At 61.2% G+C, this 16,477-nt stretch carries 23 protein-coding genes; 17 read left to right on the forward strand and 6 right to left on the reverse strand.

Features of this window, described 5'->3' with window-relative positions; translation table 11 throughout:
* Positions 1 to 5: 5 nt before the first annotated feature.
* The 10 genes from ACFQU0_RS08395 (at position 6) to ACFQU0_RS08440 (ending at position 8,160) form a co-directional block, all read left to right on the forward strand.
* The gene (locus ACFQU0_RS08395) at positions 6 to 218 is read left to right on the forward strand and encodes a hypothetical protein (protein ID WP_382199722.1); all 213 of its coding nucleotides are present in this window, start codon (positions 6 to 8) and stop codon (positions 216 to 218) included.
* Positions 215 to 709 carry a DUF6511 domain-containing protein gene (locus tag ACFQU0_RS08400; RefSeq protein ID WP_382199723.1) on the forward strand — a complete coding sequence of 165 codons (495 nt, stop codon included), beginning with the start codon at positions 215 to 217 and terminating at the stop codon, positions 707 to 709. The genes ACFQU0_RS08395 and ACFQU0_RS08400 overlap by 4 nt, the downstream gene beginning before the upstream one ends.
* Positions 706 to 1,443 carry a PD-(D/E)XK nuclease family protein gene (locus ACFQU0_RS08405; protein ID WP_382199724.1) on the forward strand — a complete coding sequence of 246 codons (738 nt, stop codon included), beginning with the start codon at positions 706 to 708 and terminating at the stop codon, positions 1,441 to 1,443. Before ACFQU0_RS08400 ends, ACFQU0_RS08405 begins: the two co-directional genes overlap by 4 nt.
* Complete coding sequence (locus ACFQU0_RS08410) at positions 1,440 to 1,655, forward strand: MerR family transcriptional regulator (RefSeq protein ID WP_382199725.1); 216 nt, start codon at positions 1,440 to 1,442, stop codon at positions 1,653 to 1,655. The genes ACFQU0_RS08405 and ACFQU0_RS08410 overlap by 4 nt, the downstream gene beginning before the upstream one ends.
* Positions 1,648 to 3,930, forward strand: a complete 2,283-nt coding sequence (locus ACFQU0_RS08415; protein ID WP_382199726.1) for a phage/plasmid primase, P4 family — start codon at positions 1,648 to 1,650, stop codon at positions 3,928 to 3,930. Before ACFQU0_RS08410 ends, ACFQU0_RS08415 begins: the two co-directional genes overlap by 8 nt.
* 140 nt (positions 3,931 to 4,070) lie before the next feature.
* Positions 4,071 to 4,535, forward strand: coding sequence for a crossover junction endodeoxyribonuclease RuvC (locus ACFQU0_RS08420; RefSeq protein WP_382199727.1), 465 nt, complete (start codon positions 4,071 to 4,073; stop codon positions 4,533 to 4,535).
* Position 4,536: 1 nt separating this feature from the next.
* Entirely contained in the window at positions 4,537 to 4,740 is a 204-nt protein-coding gene (locus ACFQU0_RS08425) for a hypothetical protein (RefSeq protein ID WP_382199728.1), read from the forward strand.
* Complete coding sequence (locus tag ACFQU0_RS08430; RefSeq protein WP_382199729.1) at positions 4,733 to 5,131, forward strand: DUF6362 family protein; 399 nt, start codon at positions 4,733 to 4,735, stop codon at positions 5,129 to 5,131. Before ACFQU0_RS08425 ends, ACFQU0_RS08430 begins: the two co-directional genes overlap by 8 nt.
* Positions 5,132 to 5,470: 339 nt before the next feature.
* Positions 5,471 to 6,865, forward strand: a complete 1,395-nt coding sequence (locus tag ACFQU0_RS08435) for a site-specific DNA-methyltransferase (RefSeq protein WP_382199987.1) — start codon at positions 5,471 to 5,473, stop codon at positions 6,863 to 6,865.
* On the forward strand, positions 6,862 to 8,160 hold the full coding sequence (locus tag ACFQU0_RS08440) for a site-specific DNA-methyltransferase (protein WP_382199730.1): 1,299 nt from the start codon (positions 6,862 to 6,864) through the stop codon (positions 8,158 to 8,160). Before ACFQU0_RS08435 ends, ACFQU0_RS08440 begins: the two co-directional genes overlap by 4 nt.
* On the opposite strand, the gene ACFQU0_RS08445 is transcribed toward ACFQU0_RS08440, so the two are convergent.
* From ACFQU0_RS08445 to ACFQU0_RS08470, 6 genes are all read right to left on the reverse strand, one after another.
* Positions 8,101 to 8,274, reverse strand: a complete 174-nt coding sequence (locus ACFQU0_RS08445) for a hypothetical protein (RefSeq protein WP_382199731.1) — start codon at positions 8,272 to 8,274, stop codon at positions 8,101 to 8,103. The two genes, ACFQU0_RS08440 and ACFQU0_RS08445, sit on opposite strands and share 60 nt — an antisense overlap.
* Positions 8,275 to 8,285: 11 nt before the next feature.
* Complete coding sequence (locus ACFQU0_RS08450; protein WP_382199732.1) at positions 8,286 to 8,489, reverse strand: hypothetical protein; 204 nt, start codon at positions 8,487 to 8,489, stop codon at positions 8,286 to 8,288.
* A 113-nt stretch (positions 8,490 to 8,602) separates the two neighbouring features.
* Positions 8,603 to 8,797, reverse strand: a complete 195-nt coding sequence (locus ACFQU0_RS08455; protein WP_382199733.1) for a hypothetical protein — start codon at positions 8,795 to 8,797, stop codon at positions 8,603 to 8,605.
* A 179-nt stretch (positions 8,798 to 8,976) separates the two neighbouring features.
* Positions 8,977 to 9,222 (reverse strand): hypothetical protein, encoded by a 246-nt coding sequence (locus tag ACFQU0_RS08460; protein ID WP_382199735.1) that lies wholly within the window; start codon positions 9,220 to 9,222, stop codon positions 8,977 to 8,979.
* Between the two features lie 243 nt (positions 9,223 to 9,465).
* Positions 9,466 to 10,020, reverse strand: coding sequence for a DUF3489 domain-containing protein (locus ACFQU0_RS08465; RefSeq protein ID WP_382199737.1), 555 nt, complete (start codon positions 10,018 to 10,020; stop codon positions 9,466 to 9,468).
* 92 nt (positions 10,021 to 10,112) lie between these two features.
* A complete protein-coding gene (locus ACFQU0_RS08470) occupies positions 10,113 to 10,298 on the reverse strand; it encodes a DUF6900 domain-containing protein (protein ID WP_382199739.1) in 186 nt (61 codons plus the stop codon).
* A 115-nt stretch (positions 10,299 to 10,413) separates the two neighbouring features.
* Here ACFQU0_RS08470 and ACFQU0_RS08475 point away from each other — a divergent pair, with 115 nt between their 5' ends.
* Genes ACFQU0_RS08475 through ACFQU0_RS08505 form a run of 7 tightly spaced genes read left to right on the forward strand, consistent with a single transcriptional unit; the run spans position 10,414 to position 16,477 of the window.
* Positions 10,414 to 10,965 carry an elements of external origin gene (locus ACFQU0_RS08475; RefSeq protein WP_382199741.1) on the forward strand — a complete coding sequence of 184 codons (552 nt, stop codon included), beginning with the start codon at positions 10,414 to 10,416 and terminating at the stop codon, positions 10,963 to 10,965.
* Positions 10,965 to 12,932 carry a phage terminase large subunit family protein gene (locus ACFQU0_RS08480; protein WP_382199743.1) on the forward strand — a complete coding sequence of 656 codons (1,968 nt, stop codon included), beginning with the start codon at positions 10,965 to 10,967 and terminating at the stop codon, positions 12,930 to 12,932. Before ACFQU0_RS08475 ends, ACFQU0_RS08480 begins: the two co-directional genes overlap by 1 nt.
* Before the next feature lie 25 nt (positions 12,933 to 12,957).
* Positions 12,958 to 13,323 carry a hypothetical protein gene (locus tag ACFQU0_RS08485; protein WP_382199745.1) on the forward strand — a complete coding sequence of 122 codons (366 nt, stop codon included), beginning with the start codon at positions 12,958 to 12,960 and terminating at the stop codon, positions 13,321 to 13,323.
* A gap of 21 nt (positions 13,324 to 13,344) precedes the next feature.
* On the forward strand, positions 13,345 to 14,136 hold the full coding sequence (locus ACFQU0_RS08490; RefSeq protein WP_382199746.1) for a hypothetical protein: 792 nt from the start codon (positions 13,345 to 13,347) through the stop codon (positions 14,134 to 14,136).
* Between the two features lie 14 nt (positions 14,137 to 14,150).
* A complete protein-coding gene (locus ACFQU0_RS08495; RefSeq protein WP_382199748.1) occupies positions 14,151 to 14,747 on the forward strand; it encodes a hypothetical protein in 597 nt (198 codons plus the stop codon).
* Between the two features lie 6 nt (positions 14,748 to 14,753).
* On the forward strand, positions 14,754 to 14,975 hold the full coding sequence (locus tag ACFQU0_RS08500) for a phage head-tail joining protein (RefSeq protein ID WP_382199750.1): 222 nt from the start codon (positions 14,754 to 14,756) through the stop codon (positions 14,973 to 14,975).
* Positions 14,975 to 16,477, forward strand: a complete 1,503-nt coding sequence (locus ACFQU0_RS08505; RefSeq protein ID WP_382199752.1) for a phage portal protein — start codon at positions 14,975 to 14,977, stop codon at positions 16,475 to 16,477. The genes ACFQU0_RS08500 and ACFQU0_RS08505 overlap by 1 nt, the downstream gene beginning before the upstream one ends.

Below are 16,477 nucleotides of genomic sequence, written 5' to 3' on the forward strand. Positions count from 1 at the left end.
TGGGCATGAACGGAAAACGTTGTGGCAATTGCCATCATCTCGACCCAACAAGTGCCAGCGATATTGGCGGCTTGCGTATCGCTCGCTGCCGCCATCCGAAGGGTGTGCGCATCGGCACGACCGCCATTCGGAACGACTACGTCGAGTTGGATGCCTTCTGCTCTGAGCATGTCGTCCGTGCCCGGCGTGGATCGCAGCCGGGAGGCGGTCATGTATGAGCGGAAAGTGTTGGGTCTGCAAGCGCCAGGCCAGGGGATTCGGCTATTCCGACAGCCGGCATCGCATCGGCAACCCTCGGCGCTACCCCATCGACTGGGTGTTCTGCTCCCGACGCTGCCAGGACGCGTTTCACGCACTGTATGGCAACTGGCTGCGCGTCAAGGATGGCGGCAAGGGCATCAGGGAGGTCGTCATGATCGATCCGTCTGATGTCGAGCTGGCAGCCATGCGCAGTTGTCTCAAAGCGTTCGGCGAGGCAGCCGGCGCGATCGGGTTCACCAAGCCGCTCGGCAACTACTCCGAGGCCGAGGCGCTGCGCGTGATCGATGCCATCGTGACCTGCTACACCGATGCGATGGTCGTGCACCACGAGGCGACCAAATTCCCACCGGTGCGGGGCATGGCGCCTACCCGCGATCCGCTGGCGAGTCCGTTCGCCGATCTGGAGGATGACCTGCCTTGGGAAGACGGGAAGGGAGGCAAGTCATGATGGACTTCAACTCCTCTTCCAGCATTTCTGGACAGATCGCCGCACTGGTCGATGCCGGAATGCAGCGCGTGCGCTCCACTGAGGTGCAGCGTGAGTACCTGGGTGCTTCGCGCCTCGGGACGTCATGCGAACGTGCCCTGCAGTACGAGTTTGCTAAGGCGCCGGTCGATCACGGTCGAGAAACCGATGGGCGCTTGTTACGCATCTTCGAGCGTGGCCATGTCATGGAGGACTGCATGGTCGAGTGGTTGCGGGCAGCCGGGTTCGATCTGCGCACCCGTAAACCCAGTGGCGATCAGTTCGGTTTCTCGGCGGTCGGCGGACGCCTGCAGGGGCACATCGACGGCGTCATAGTCGATGGCCCCGAGGGCTTTGCTTACCCATCTCTATGGGAGTGCAAGTGCCTCGGATCGAAGTCGTGGCGTGACCTGGAGAAAAACCGGCTGGCCGTGGCCAAACCGATCTATGCCGCGCAGGTAGCGATCTACCAGGCCTATCTGGAGTTGCATGAACAGCCGGCAATCTTCACGGCGATCAATGCCGACACCATGGAGATCTACACCGAACTGGTGCCGTTCGATGCTGCACTGGCCCAGCGCATGTCCGACCGAGCGCTGAGGATTATTTCGGCCACGGATGCCGGAGAGTTGCTGCCACGCAGCTTTCTCGAATCCACCCACTTTGAGTGCCGGATGTGCGCATGGCAGGACCGGTGCTGGAGGAATACACCATGAACCCTTCGTCCATCACCGATGTACTTGGCGAGCGCTTAGTTGATGCAAGCGAGGCCGCCCATTGCCTGAATCTGCCGATGTACTTGCTCACTCATCCCAAGGAGCGTCAGCGGCTTGGCATACCGCATTACCGGGTCGGCGAGCTCGTGCGCTTCAAATTGCAGGAGTTGGAAGCTTGGATGCTGGCACAGGGGGGCGCGTCGAATGCTTGATTTCAACGAAGCCCATGTTGAGTTGCCACAGGACAGCGGAGTGACACGAGAGTCGTTAAGGACCGATCTCGTCGCTCGACTGGAATCGGTCCTGGCCACACTGTTCCCTGCGGGCAAGAAGCGCAAAGGGAAATTCCTCATCGGCGATGTGCTTGGCAGCCCAGGCGATAGCCTCGAGGTCGTTCTCGATGGTGAGAAGGCCGGGCTGTGGACCGATCGTGCGACCGGGGATGGCGGTGACATCTTCGATCTCATCGCTGCCCACTTGGGTGCCAATGTGCAGACGGATTTTCCGCGTGTGCTTCAGCACGCGGCAGATCTGCTTGGGCAAGCACCGTCGACGACCTCCCGCAAGGCCAAGAAGGAGCCACCCGTCGATGACCTCGGCCCGGCCACCGCGAAGTGGGACTACTTCGACGCGGCCGGAAATCTGATCGCGGTGGTCTACCGCTACGACCCACCCGGACGGAAGAAGGAGTTTCGTCCGTGGGACGCCAAACGCCGAAAGATGACGCCACCCGAGCCGCGCCCGCTCTACCATCAGCCCGGCTTGGCATTGGCCAGCCAGGTGATACTGGTCGAGGGCGAGAAATGCGCGCAGGCGCTCATCGATACGGGCGTCACTGCCACGACGGCGATGCACGGCGCGAATGCCCCGGTGGAGAAAACCGACTGGTCGCCGTTAGCCGGCAAGTCCGTACTGATCTGGCCTGACCGCGACAAGCCGGGCTGGGACTATGCGACGCAGGCAGCGCAGGCCATCCTGTCGGCGGGCGCGAAAACCTGCCACATCCTGTACCCGCCAGAGGAAGCGGCTGAAGGGTGGGATGCGGCTGACGCCATCGCCGAGGGCTTTGACGTTGCGGCATTTCTCGCTCATGGCCCACGTCTGCAGATGCACGACGTTACGGTTGATGCCGAGCCGGTAGCCAGCAGCGACGAGTCGGTATGGGGCACAGAGGATGCACTGGCCCTGGCCTTCACTCGGCGCTACCACCGCGACTGGCGATACGTGGCGACCTGGGGCCGCTGGCTGGTGTGGGACGGCAATCGCTGGCGCACCGAAGACACACTGGCCGCCACTGATCTGATCCGCAGCGTTTGCCGGCATGCCGCCGTGCGTGCCGAGAATCCCAAGGTGGCCGCCAAGCTCGCGAGTTCGAGCACGGTCGGCGGCGTGGAACGGCTGGCACGGGCGGATCGCAGGCATGCCGCCACCACCGAAGAGTGGGATGCCGATCCGTGGCTGCTCAACACCCCGGGGGGCGTGGTCGATCTCAAGACCGGACGCCAGCGTCCCCATGACCGTGCTGACCGGATGACGAAAATCACCACGGCCACGCCCGGAGGGGACTGTCCGACCTGGCGTCAGTTCCTCGACGAGGTCACGGGTGGCGATATGGAGTTGCAGAGCTACTTGCAGCGAATGGTCGGTTACGCACTGACCGGCTCGACGCGCGAGCATGCACTGTTTTTCCTGTACGGCACGGGTGCGAATGGCAAGTCGGTGTTCGTGAACACGTTGGCCACCATCCTTGGCGACTACGCCACCAACGCGCCGATGGATACCTTCATGGAAACGCGCACCGACCGGCATCCGACCGATATGGCTGGCCTACGCGGTGCACGCTTCGTGGCGGCCATCGAAACTGAACAGGGGCGACGCTGGGCCGAATCGAAGGTCAAAAACCTGACCGGTGGAGACAAGATCTCCGCGCGCTTCATGCGCCAGGACTTCTTCGAGTTCTTCCCACAGTTCAAGCTGTTTGTGGCCGGCAACCACAAGCCCGCGATTCGCAACATCGACGAGGCGATGAAGCGGCGACTGCACCTGATCCCGTTCACGATCACCGTGCCGCCCGAGCGCCGCGATAAACATCTGCAGCAGAAATTGCTGGCCGAGCGTGACGGCATCCTGGCCTGGGCCGTGCAGGGCTGCCTCGACTGGCAACGCCTGGGACGGCTCGACCCTCCTCAGCGGGTGGTGGAAGCAACCGAGGAGTATTTCGAAGCCGAGGATGCTTTGGGCCGCTGGCTGGAGGAAAGCTGTGTGCGTGAGCCCAACGCCAAGTCGCTGACCGCCGAACTGTTCACCGACTGGAAGCAATGGGCGGAAGCGGCGGGCGAATTCATCGGGTCGCAGCGGCGTTTTTCCGATCTGCTCATCACACGCGGAATCGAGAAGTGGCGCAACAGCATGGGTGTGCGGGGATTTCAGGGGATCGGCCTCAAGAACCCGCCAGCGCCCGCCTACACCCCTTACGCCGACAACTGACGCTCATGAAAAACCATCTGCCTGACGCAGCCGACGCTCTTTCACGTAACTCGCCACACGTGTGCGCGTGCGCGCCTCATGGAATGTTTCGACAAACCGTGTCGGCTGCGTCAGACCCAGAGCAAGAAAGGACTGAACACATGAACACGACGATCCTGGCCCTCGATCTGGGCACGAATACCGGGTGGGCGCTGCACCACTTGGACGGCAGCATCATCAGCGGCACACAATGCTTCAAGCCGCAGCGCTTCGAGGGCGGCGGTATGCGCTTCCTGCGCTTCAAGCGCTGGCTCAACGAACTGCTGTCGGCCAGCCATTCCATCAACGCGGTGTACTTCGAAGAGGTACGGCGTCACGCAGGCGTCGATGCCGCGCACGCCTACGGCGGGTTCATGGGCCACCTCACTGCCTGGTGCGAGCACCAGAACATCCCCTATCAGGGCGTGCCAGTCGGCACGATCAAGAAGCACGCGACCGGTAAAGGCAATGCCGGCAAGGACGAGATGATCGCAGCCGCACGGTCACGTGGTCACGACCCCAAGGACGACAACGAAGCCGATGCCCTGGCACTGCTGCACTGGGCCATCGAGACGCAGGAGGTGTGACGTGAAGATCCCGGCACAGCAATACCGCTGCCCTCTCGGCCGCCTGCAACCGCAGACCACCGACCTGGAAACTATCAAGCAGTCCGGCTGGCGCGACCAGCACATCCTCGTGGTGTCCGAGCAGGACGACCGTCTGGACTTCGTCGAGCGGGAGTTCGTGCGACGGATCGGCGAGCGCCTCTACGGAGGGAAACGTCATGGCTGAATGGACGATGGAGGATGTGGCAGCACGATTTTCTGATGCGGCAGAGACCGGACGGCGGCTGCCTCGAGTCAGGGTGCAGGGCTACTTCAATGTCTGGCCTGCCTTCGCTCGGGAGGTATGGGAGTCCTGCCCCGATGACGAGCACGTCTACCGACCCTTGCCGCCCACCCCGCAGGCCATCGATCGAATGATGGAAACGATGCGATGGGTGCAATGGCTCGAGGTGGAACAGCGACACCTTGTCTGGATGCGGGCCAAGCAATACGAGTGGAAAGTCATCTGTCGTCGCTTCGGCTGCGAGCGAACAACGGCGTGGAGACGGTGGCAACGGGCCTTGCAGATCGTTGCCGAACGCCTCAACGAGCAGGCTCATCGCGCGGTAGTGTTTTGACGTGAATTGGCGGGAATGGGTGTGCAAGAGCTGCAATCAACGGCAATCAGCGGTTTTTGACCATGCAACATCTACCCCGTATTTTCGGTAGCATGACAGCTATGATCTGGCGAGCGGTGTGGGTGTGAAACCACATCGCTCTCAGTCAGAAAATTCGACGGGTCCTTCCTGGTCAAAAACCCATGCGGGGGGCGACAGCGCGGCATTTCGATAGCGTCAGGCCGTGAAACGTGGTTACCACGGTTACCAGTTACCACCTCGGTTACCGCCCCCAGTAGTTTCCACCCAATTTACGACCCGCCCAGTGCAAAACACTGAGCGGGTTTTTGCATTCCTATGATCGAATCCCTGCGCGTTGAGTACCGGAAGGTCGAAACGCTGATCCCCTTTGCGCGTAATCCACGCACGCATTCCGATACCCAGGTGGCGAAGCTCGCTGCCAGCATTGTCGAATTCGGCTGGACCAATCCCGTTCTGGTGGATGGAAGCCAGGGAGTCATTGCTGGCCACGGTCGTCTGGCCGCTGCACGAAAGTTGGGGCTGGCCGAAGTGCCGGTCATCGAACTGGGTCACCTCACCTTGGCGCAAAAGCGCGCCTACGTGATCGCGGACAACCGCCTGGCGCTCGACGCCGGGTGGGATGAGGAAATGCTGGCGATTGAACTGGCCGAGTTGTCTGAGTCGGGTTACGACCTGACACTCACCGGATTCTCCAACGACGAGATCGAGCAGCTGTTGGTCGATGCCGAGGAACGTACGGGCAAAGATGACTCGACTGATACCGGCGATGACGCCGCTGACGAGGTGCCCGATGCGTCTGCCAATCCCGTCTCGCGTTCTGGCGACATTTGGCAACTGGGTGCGCATCGCGTGATCTGTGGTGATGCCGCCGATGCCACCGTGGTCGCTGCTTTGATGGCCGGCGACAAGGCAGCGCTCTGTTTCACGTCGCCACCGTATGGCAATCAACGGGACTACACGAACACCATCATTGATTGGGACGCCCTGATGCGCGGCGTCTTCAATCAATTGCCCATGGCCGCCAATGGCCAAGTGCTGGTCAATCTCGGGCTGATCCACCGTGACAACGAAGTCATTCCGTACTGGGATGGCTGGCTCGACTGGATGCGCACGCAGGGCTGGCGGCGTTTTGCCTGGTACGTCTGGGATCAGGGGCCGGGATTGCCCGGCGACTGGAATGGTCGGCTGGCACCTTCGTTTGAGTTTGTCTTCCACTTCAACCGCCAGGCACGTCAGGCCAACAAGATCATGCCCTGCAAGTTTGCGGGTCAGGAAACGCATCTACGCAAGGATGGCAGTTCCACGGCCATGCGCAAGAAAGATGGAACGATCGGTGGCTGGACTGCCGCCGGCACGCCCACGCAAGAGACCAAGATCCCTGATTCGGTGATTCGTGTCATGCGGCACAAGGGCAAGATCGGACAGGACATCGATCACCCGGCCGTGTTCCCGGTGGCGTTACCGCAGCACGTCATGGAAACGTATACCGACGCAGGTGACATTGTGTTTGAACCGTTCTGCGGCTCTGGTACGACGCTCCTTGCGGCACAGCGAACTGGCCGGGTGGTACGAGCCACCGAGATTGCACCCGAGTATGTCGAAGTAACTGTCAAACGCTTCCAGCAGAATTTCCCGGAGGTGCCGGTCACGCTGGCGACTACTGGGCAGACCTTTAGTGCGGTTGCCGCAGAACGATTGGGAGCACCAGCATGACGATCTCCTGGCTGGCCGACAAGATCGAACATTGGCCGACCGACAAACTCGTGCCCTATGCGCGGAATGCGCGCACGCACTCGGATGCGCAAGTGGCCCAGATCGCTGCCTCAATCGCTGAGTTCGGATTCACCAATCCGATCCTGGCGGGTAGCGATGGCGTCATCGTGGCCGGGCATGGTCGCCTGACTGCAGCCCAGAAACTCGGTATCGCTATCGTACCTGTCGTGATCCTCGACCACCTGACGCCGACCCAGCGTCGCGCTCTGGTAATCGCGGATAACCGCATCGCCGAGAATGCCGGGTGGGACGAGGCCATGCTGCAGGTCGAACTGGCCGATCTCCAGGGCGATGACTTTGACTTATCGCTGACGGGCTTCGATGCCGATGCACTCGCTGATCTTCTCGCCGGAGAGGAGACGACGTCTGATGGTCAGACCGATGAGGATTCTGTTCCTAACGTCGGCCCGTCGATAACGCGCCCGGGTGATGTCTGGATCTGCGGCAACCACCGCGTGATCTGTGGTGATTCGACGGATGCCAGCACCTACGATGCGCTGATGGCCGGTGAGATTGCTGACATGGTATTTACCGACCCACCCTACAACGTGGACTACGCCAACACCGCCAAGGACAAGATGCGGGGAACGGATCGCCCCATCCTGAACGACAACCTCGGTGCTGGCTTCCACGACTTCTTGCTGACAGCACTGACGCCCACGTTGGCCCACTGCCGTGGCGGTATCTACGTGGCGATGTCCTCCTCCGAACTTGATGTTCTGCAGTCGGCCTTTCGCTCGGCGGGCGGCAAGTGGTCGACGTTCATCATCTGGGCGAAGCACACCTTCACGCTGGGGCATGCCGACTATCAGCGACAGTTTGAGCCGATCCTGTACGGCTGGCCTGCCGATGGAATACGGCACTGGTGCGGTGCACGCGACCAGGGTGACGTCTGGAATATCAAGAAGCCGCACAAGAACGATCTGCACCCGACCATGAAGCCGGTCGAGTTGGTCGAACGTGCGGTGCGAAATTCCAGTCGCCCGGGCGACATCGTGCTGGACTCGTTCGGCGGCTCGGGAACAACCATGATTGCGTCCGAGAAGTCAGACCGCAAGGCCCGGCTGATCGAGTTGGATCCGAAGTACGTCGATGTGATCGTGCGTCGTTGGCAAGAGTATGCCGGAGCGCAGGCCACCCGCCAATCGGACGGAGTGGCGTTCGATGCCTTGGTGTCAGAACCGGGTGGTCTTGAAAACCGTGAAGCCGTTGGGTGTGTGGCGAACGAAACGTAGCCACTTGCCGTTGCCGCTGCGCTCGGCAGTGACCCAGAGCTCGTCGGTGCCAGAGATGCGGATTTCCTGGCCGGGTTCGAGGCCGTTGATTCGTTGGTCGATGGTGGTTGTCATTGCAATCCCCTTTATGCCATCTCGTAGCCGGCGCACTCGAGGCGCGATGCATCGGCCGGGGTCACCACCCAAAACTCACCGCGCTCGCCGTCGTGGTCGCCCAGGACGATGCGCATCGGGTAGGTGGCTCGGTTGGCAAAATTCGAGGCGTTGGCCAGGGTGTTGAACCGGAACATCGTGCTCTTGATCAGGGTCTTGAGGGTGCTAATGGTCATTTGTGTCTCCTGCGGGTTGATCGTTGCGACACCCGTAGTAACGCGCTGTTAGATTGAGAAGCCAAGCGGAAGATTGAACTATTTTCGATCTTTCTGCTTGGCCTGATTGCGTACTAGCGGTGACCCGTCACGGCGGCCAGTTTGCTGCGCGCCGACTCGGTCTGCCACCGGCACGGACCTTTGCCGCTCTTTGCTTCTGCGTCCCATCGCGCTGCGATTTCAGCATCCGTCCAGCCCTTGGCGGTGAGGTAGGCGTAATCGTCGGCGTCATAATTGGCATGCTGCTGGAGGGCGTCGTTCGTTTGCATGAGGATCTCCTTCTGGTTGATTGATGCGACATGCGTATGAACGCGCTGTTCAATCAAGAAGCCAAGCGAAAGATTGAAGTAATCCTGGTCGTTGGTTTATTCGCGGTGCGACACTCGCCAGCCCTTCGGATTTGGCCCTAGGCCTTGCACGGGCATGTAATCTCAGATAAACAGAGGCCCTAACCTTTGAGCAAGTCCGTAATAACGCGAAACTCGCCTATCGCCGCATGTAGCGCGTCCAGAAGGCAGCGCTCTGCCTGGTCGCCTGCTAAGTGCAATTCGACGCCACCGTCGATCACTGCGGCGTGTGCGATGAAACCCACATCGCCAGTACTCGTGATTCGTAGCACGACGCCGACATCCTTTGGGTCCTGTGCACGGAAAATGTCGACGGTCACGCCACCGGTGCCGCGTTCGTACTGCACGGACTTGCTGTGGACGTGTCGGGTCTCGGCGCAGAGATTCAGGCAACCGTTAAGCTTCCTTCGACCTACGAGGCGAGGGGGTTCTGGCTGGGACAAAGGGATTCTCCGCAGGGATGTCAGTAGACTCATTCGATACTAGCATAGGCACGAATTCGCCGGAAATCGCGCCTATGCACTCCAGGCAGATCGATTGAGGCTTTGGTGGAGAAGCCAGCCGCTTGGCCCTTTCGTAGATCTTTCTGCTCAGGCGATCCGGTAGATCCGTTCGCCGCCCTGCGGCTTTTCGGACACGATGATCAGTCCGAGCTTCTTATTTAACGTGCCGGCGAATGTGCCGCGCACCGTGTGCGCCTGCCAGCCGGTGGCGTCCATGATCTGCTGGATCGTCGCGCCCTCGAGACGTTGCAGCATCTGGATAACCGTAGCCTGCTTGCTGTGCTCGCGGCGGCGTGGCTTGCCCTCGACGCCAACTTTCAGCAGTCGCTTGGCCGAACTCTCTTTTTCTTGCGCCCAGTTGGCCTCAGCGGTCGACACGGCGGCCTCGATTTCTGGGTCGGGGTGCTTAGTAGCCGGCGTTGGCCGTGCGCGTCCAAGGGCGTCGTACCCCTCTGCGGCGACGAACCAGTCCTGACCGCCGTTGCTGGTAATTAGGGCCTTGTTGAAGAGGCCGGCAATTACTTTCTGCCGAGCCCCACCCTTGACCCCATCGGGAAACCAGATGATGCGTCCATCGGGTTGATCAGCAGCGTGCTCGAGGACTTCGCGCTGGGTGTCGGTGAGTTTGATTTCGGTAGTCATGGTGATCTCCTTGATCGTTGGTGATGGTGATTGCATGAACGCGCTGTTCAATACAGAAGCCAAGCCTTATCTGCCCGGCTTCCGAATCTTTTTTAGTCATCTTTCGGCGGATTGCCACCGGCCTCTACGCCAGCCTTGAACGCGGCTTCGAGGGCGCTCTTGATGCCCCACACGGTCACTTCGTGAAAATCGAGGCGATCGGATTTGCGTGTTTCGAGGGTGTCGACAAAAAGGTGATCGAGGGCAATGCGGGTCAGGAGGGTGTCGATCTGGCTCATGGTGATGTCCTTGTGACGTCGTTGATGGTGATTGCATGAACGCGCTGTTCGGGAGGAAAGCCAAGCGGGAAATTGCATCTGTTTGAGGACATCTGCACCCGGCTTGAGGTAAATCATGGGTCTGTCGATTCGCGCCTACGCCAGGCATCGCGGCGTCTCTCACGTTGCCGTCAAGAAGGCCATCGACACGGGTCGAATTACTCAGGGGGCGGATGGCACGATTGATCCTGAGCAAGCCGATCGGCAGTGGGAACAGAACACTGCGTCACCGCGCAAGCCATCGCCTGCGCCAAAAGTCGCGGTCGCACCGAAAACACCACGTGCCGTTGCTCAGGAACCGCCGCCCGAATCGCCTACGCCGACACTCTCTACTGGCGGCACCTCGCTTCTGCAGGCGCGCACGGTCAACGAGGTCGTCAAGGCACAGACCAACAAGGTGCGGCTGGCGCGGCTCAAAGGTGATCTGGTTGATCGCTCGCAAGCGATCGCCCATGTGTTTCGACTGGCCCGCACCGAACGCGATGCGTGGCTCAACTGGCCGGCACGCATCTCAGCGCAGATGGCCGCAAAGCTCGAAGTGGATGCCCATGCTTTGCATGTCGCGATCGAGGCGGCCGTGCGTGAGCACTTGATGGAGTTGGGCGAACTGCGCGCCCGGGTGGATTGATGGATACAGACTACGACGGCGAACTCGATATCGAGCGTGCCTGGCGCGAAGGTCTGATTCCGGATCCATTGCTCTCGGTCTCGGAATGGTCGGATCGGCATCGGATGCTGTCCTCCAAGGCGTCCAGTGAGCCGGGGCGCTGGCGCACCAGCCGCACGCCGTACCTGAAAGCCATCATGGATTGCCTGTCGCCGACCTCGCCTGTCGAGCGAGTGGTGTTCATGAAAGCTGCCCAGTTGGGTGCGACCGAGATGGGCAGCAACTGGATCGGCTACGTCATTCACCATGCACCCGGCCCGATGATGGCGGTGTGGCCAACCGTCGAGATGGCCAAACGGAACTCGAAGCAGCGGATCGATCCGTTGATCGAGGAGTCGGCCATCCTGAAAGAACTGATTGCGCCGGCACGCAGTCGCGACTCAGGCAATACGATTCTGGCGAAAGAGTTTCGCGGCGGTGTCCTGGTGATGACCGGGGCCAACAGCGCCGTGGGGCTACGCTCAATGCCGGTGCGTTACTTGTTCCTCGACGAGGTCGATGGCTATCCGATCGATGTTGATAGTGAGGGCAGCGCGGTGGCCTTGGCCGAGGCCCGCACCCGCACCTTTGCGCGCCGGAAGATTTTTATCGTATCGACGCCAACGATTGCTGGCGTCAGTACCATCGAGCGCGAATACGAAGCTAGCGACCAGCGCCGCTACTTCGTTCCCTGCCCGCATTGTGGGCATCGGCAGTGGTTGCGCTTCGAGCAATTACGATGGGAGCGTGACGAAAACGGTAATCGGCCCGACACGGCCGCCTACGTCTGCGAGTCCTGCGAGGTACCGATTCCTGAGCATCACAAGACGTGGATGCTGGAACACGGCGAATGGCGAGCAATGGCTGACGTACCGAGCAAGACCGCCGGTTTCCATTTGTCGAGCCTGTACAGCCCGATTGGTTGGCGTAACTGGCGGGAAATCGCCGCCGCATGGGAGAGTGCCATCAGCAAGGAAGCCGGATCGGCCGCCGCCATCAAGACCTTCAAGAACACTGAACTCGGTGAAACGTGGGTCGAGGAAGGCGAAGCACCCGACTGGCAGCGCCTGCTGGAACGCCGCGAAGACTACCGGATGGGTTCCATTCAGGAAGGTGGATTGCTCCTGACGGGTGGCGGCGACGTGCAGAAAGATCGCATCGAGGTCTCCATCTGGGCGTTCGGGCGTGGCAAGGCTTCGTGGCTTGTCGAGCACCGGGTGCTGATGGGCGACACCGCGCGACCCGAGGTCTGGAATCAGTTGGCTCGCCTGCTTGATGAAACCTGGACGCATACCTCCGGGGCATCGGTACCGCTGGTGCGCTTCGCGCTGGATACCGGCTTTGCGACACAGGAAGCCTATGCCTTCGTGCGCGCAGTGCGTGATTCCCGCGTGATGGCGGTCAAGGGTGTGGCGCGTGGCGCGGCACTGGTCGGCACCCCGACGGCAGTGGATGCGACCACCGGCGGTAAGAAACTGCGCAGGGGCATCAAGGTGTTCTCGGTCGCGGGTGGTATTGCCAAACTGGAGTTCTACAACAACCTGCGCAAGTCAGCCGATGTGGCAGACGATGGTGTGAACACGGTCTATCCAGCCGGCTTCGTGCATCTGCCCAAAGTCGACGCCGAGTTCATCCAGCAACTCTGCGCCGAGCAACTGGTGACCCGGCGTGACCGTAACGGCTTCGCGATTCGCGAGTGGCAGAAGATGCGCGAGCGCAACGAAGCACTGGACTGCTACGTCTATGCCCGCGCGGCAGCCGCCGCATCCGGTCTTGATCGCTTCGAGGAACGCCACTGGCGAGAACTGGAAAAGCAACTCGGACTGGCACCACCGCCCGACCCGATTAACCACGAAGCCAAACCCGAGGCCACCCAGCGAGGTGGCCTCGCTGTTTCTGACAACCGGAGGCCAACTCGTCGCCTGGTGCGCAGCCGCTGGCTTACGTAACCAACTCGCCACTTAGCGGAGCGCCATGTCGCTGCAAGCCCAGATCCTCAGCTTCGTCGAACGCGTTGCCGAAAAGTTTGCCGGCGTCGATGCCCGGATCGGCGGCATCGACCAGTTGGACACGCTGGACAAGTCGAATCTGGTCACCGCGATCAACGAACTGGCCGCCCGAGGAAATGGCGGGAGCACCAGCGGCGGCGTGGCCTATACGCACTTGCAGTCCCTGGCCAACACGGTCTGGACGATCAACCACAACCTCGGCATGCGGCCCGCCGTGACGATTCTCGACACCGGCGGCAACGAGGTCGAGGCCGATGTCGTGCACACGAGTTTCAACCAACTCGTCATTCGCTTTGCCGTCCCGATCGCCGGGATCGCTCGTCTTACCTGATCACCTGAAAGGAAAACCTCCATGTCTCGCAAGCAACTCTCTGATCTCGATTTTGGCGGCGTCGCCCGCATCCGCAATCTACCGGCCCCGGTCAATCCGGATGAACCAGTACGCCAGCAGGATCTCAACTCGGCGGTTGAAGGCTTGGCGTGGAAGGACTCGTGCCGGGTGGCGAGTCAGGCCAACGTAAACCTCTCGTCGCCGGGCGCATCGATCGACGGCATCACGCTCACCGTCGGCGACCGCATCCTGGTCAAGGCCCAGACCGTTGGATCGGAAAACGGACTCTACATCTGGAACGGCGCAGCGGTGGCCATGACGCGCAGTCTCGATGCTTCGACCAGTAGCGAACTGGAACAGGCGGTCACCACGGTCGAGGAAGGCACTTCAGCGGGTACGAGTTGGCGGCAGTCGGTCGTCAATTTCGTGCTCGATACCGGGTCGGTGACCTGGTTGCAGTTCGGTGCCGCGATCGGCGCGGCCTCGGAAACCAGTTCCGGCATCGCCGAAATTGCGACGCAGGCGGAAACCGATGGTGGCACCGACGATCTGCGTTTCGTCACGCCCCTGAAGCTCAATACCTGGGCCAACAAAACCCGCCGCGCACAGGCAACCATTGGGGACGGCAGCGCCACGCAGTTCGACGTCAATCACAACTTTGCTACGCGCGATGTCCTCGTTCAAGTCTATCAAGCCTCCGGCAACTACGAGCAGGTGAACTGCGACGTGAGTCTGCCCACGGCCAATTCGGCACGACTCAACTTTGCCGCCGCGCCGGCCAGCAATGCATACCGTGTCGTGGTGATGGGTTGATCGGAAGCTGATCGGTGAAAGATCTCTCCTACCGGGCAGTTTCGGTGGTCTCCGTGCTACCCGCCGCATCAGCCGCACTGGCCGGCGTCATTGTGCGGCTGTCCACCGACAACAAACCGTACTGGTGCAACGGTACGACCTGGGTCGACATGACTTTGCTCGGCAGCACCGATACACGCTTGACAACGGTTCGCCTTGCGGCCGATGTCATCAACAATACGAAGACACTTGCCGACGTCACTTCGCTGGCGTTTGCGCTGGCGGCCAACAGCACCTACACGATTGACGCAAAGGTGATGTTCCAGACGGCAGCGACCGCTACCGGCATACGCCTCACCCAGACGGTGCCTACTGGAGCGACAGTCGTGGCGCAGTGGAACACGCCGACTTCGCTGACGGCCCGCACGCTGGCCAATCAGCGCGCCGCCGATTCGGGAGCAGCCACGACCGGGGTTGATGTGGCGAATGCCAACACGCTGGCCAGCGGCTCGATCCTTGTCATAACTGGCGCGACGGCCGGAAATCTACAAATTCGCTTTGCCTCCGAGGTTGCCGGCTCCAACGCAGTGGTCAAGGCCGGCAGCAATCTCGTGGCCACCAAGGTCGCCTAGAAAATCATGGCCTATACGCAAGAACAACTCAGCGCCCTCGAAGCCGCGCTGGCCAAGGGCGAGAAGCGCGTCACCTTCGGCGACAAGACGGTCGAGTACCGATCCGTTGAGGAATTGCGCCAAGCCATTCTGGATGTGGAACGTGGCCTCTACGAGCAAGCGGCTGACACCGGTCTGTGGCCCCGCGCACCTCGGCAGATCCGGGTCACTACATCGAAGGGCACGTGATGCGCTTGTTCAAAGCCTTTCGCAGCATGGGCCGGAAGCTCTTCGGCGGCTCGCCCACCTATGATGGGGTGGGCGGCGGTCGTCGTGCGCTGGCCTGGTCAGTTGGCAATCCCGGTGCCGTCGCGGCGCTGCTTTTCACCCAGCATGAACTGCGGGCCAAGAGCCGTGATCTGGTTCGTCGCAATGCCTGGGCGAATTCGGCGCTCGAGTCCTACGTGGCCAACGCCATCGGTACCGGCATCAAGCCGCAATCGATGGTGCCGGAGGCCACGGTACGCGAAGCCATTCAGGCACTGTGGCGTGATTGGACCGTCGACGCCGATGCCGCAGGGCTCACCGACTTCTATGGACTGCAGGCGCTGGCCTGTCGGGCGATGCTCGAAGGTGGCGAAGCCCTGGTGCGGCTACGTTATCGCCGACCCGAAGATGGATTGCCGGTGGCGCTGCAGCTTCAAGTGCTTGAAGCCGAGCATCTGCCGGTGACACTCAACACCACGGCAGAAAATGGAAACCTGATCCGTGCCGGCATCGAGTTTGACCGGCTTGGACGGCGCGTGGCCTATCACCTCTACCGCTCGCATCCCGAGGACGGCATGTTGGCCCCGATGTCCGGGGACGGCGGGCTCACGACTGTGCGTGTCGATGCCGCCGAGATCATTCACCTTTTCCGAGCACTGCGCCCGGGACAGATTCGCGGCGAGCCGTGGCTGGCGCGTGCGCTCGTCAAACTGAACGAACTCGACCAGTACGACGACGCCGAACTGGTGCGCAAAAAAACCGCCGCGATGTTCGCCGGTTTTGTGACACGTCTCGCTCCCGAGGACAACCTGCTCGGCGAAGGCCTGTCCGACCCCAACGGTGTGGCGCTCGCGGGTCTCGAGCCCGGCACCATGCAGATTCTGGAACCGGGCGAAGACATCAAGTTCTCGCAGCCAGCGGATGTCGGCGGTTCTTACTCGGAATTTCTGCGCATGCAGTTTCGCGCAGTGGCGGCAGCGATGGGCGTTACCTATGAGCAACTGACCGGGGATCTCACTCAAGTCAATTACTCCTCGATCCGGGCCGGGCTGCTGGAGTTTCGCCGCCGCGTTGAAGCCTTGCAGCATGGCGTGATCGTCCATCAACTGTGCCGTCCGATCTGGCAAGCCTGGATGGCCCAAGCCGTTCTCGAAGGCGCACTCACGCTGACAGGCTATGCCCGTGGCGGGATTGCCAAGCGCCGTGAGTATCAGGCCGTCAAATGGATTCCCCAAGGCTGGCAGTGGGTCGATCCATTGAAGGAGGCCGATGCCATGAAAGCGGCGATTCGCTCGGGCCTCATGTCCCGTTCGGAAGCCATCTCGGCCAACGGCTACGACGCCGAGGACGTGGATCGCGAAATCGCTGCCGACAACGCCCGGGCGGATGCCTTCGGCCTGGTCTTTGATTCCGACCCGCGTCACGAATTGCCGACGCCGGCACCAGTGGTCCAGCCACCCGATTCTCAACCGCAAGGAAACTGA

It is taken from the genome of Hydrogenophaga defluvii (genome assembly GCF_042665235.1).
GTDB classification, from domain to species: domain Bacteria; phylum Pseudomonadota; class Gammaproteobacteria; order Burkholderiales; family Burkholderiaceae_C; genus Hydrogenophaga; species Hydrogenophaga defluvii_A.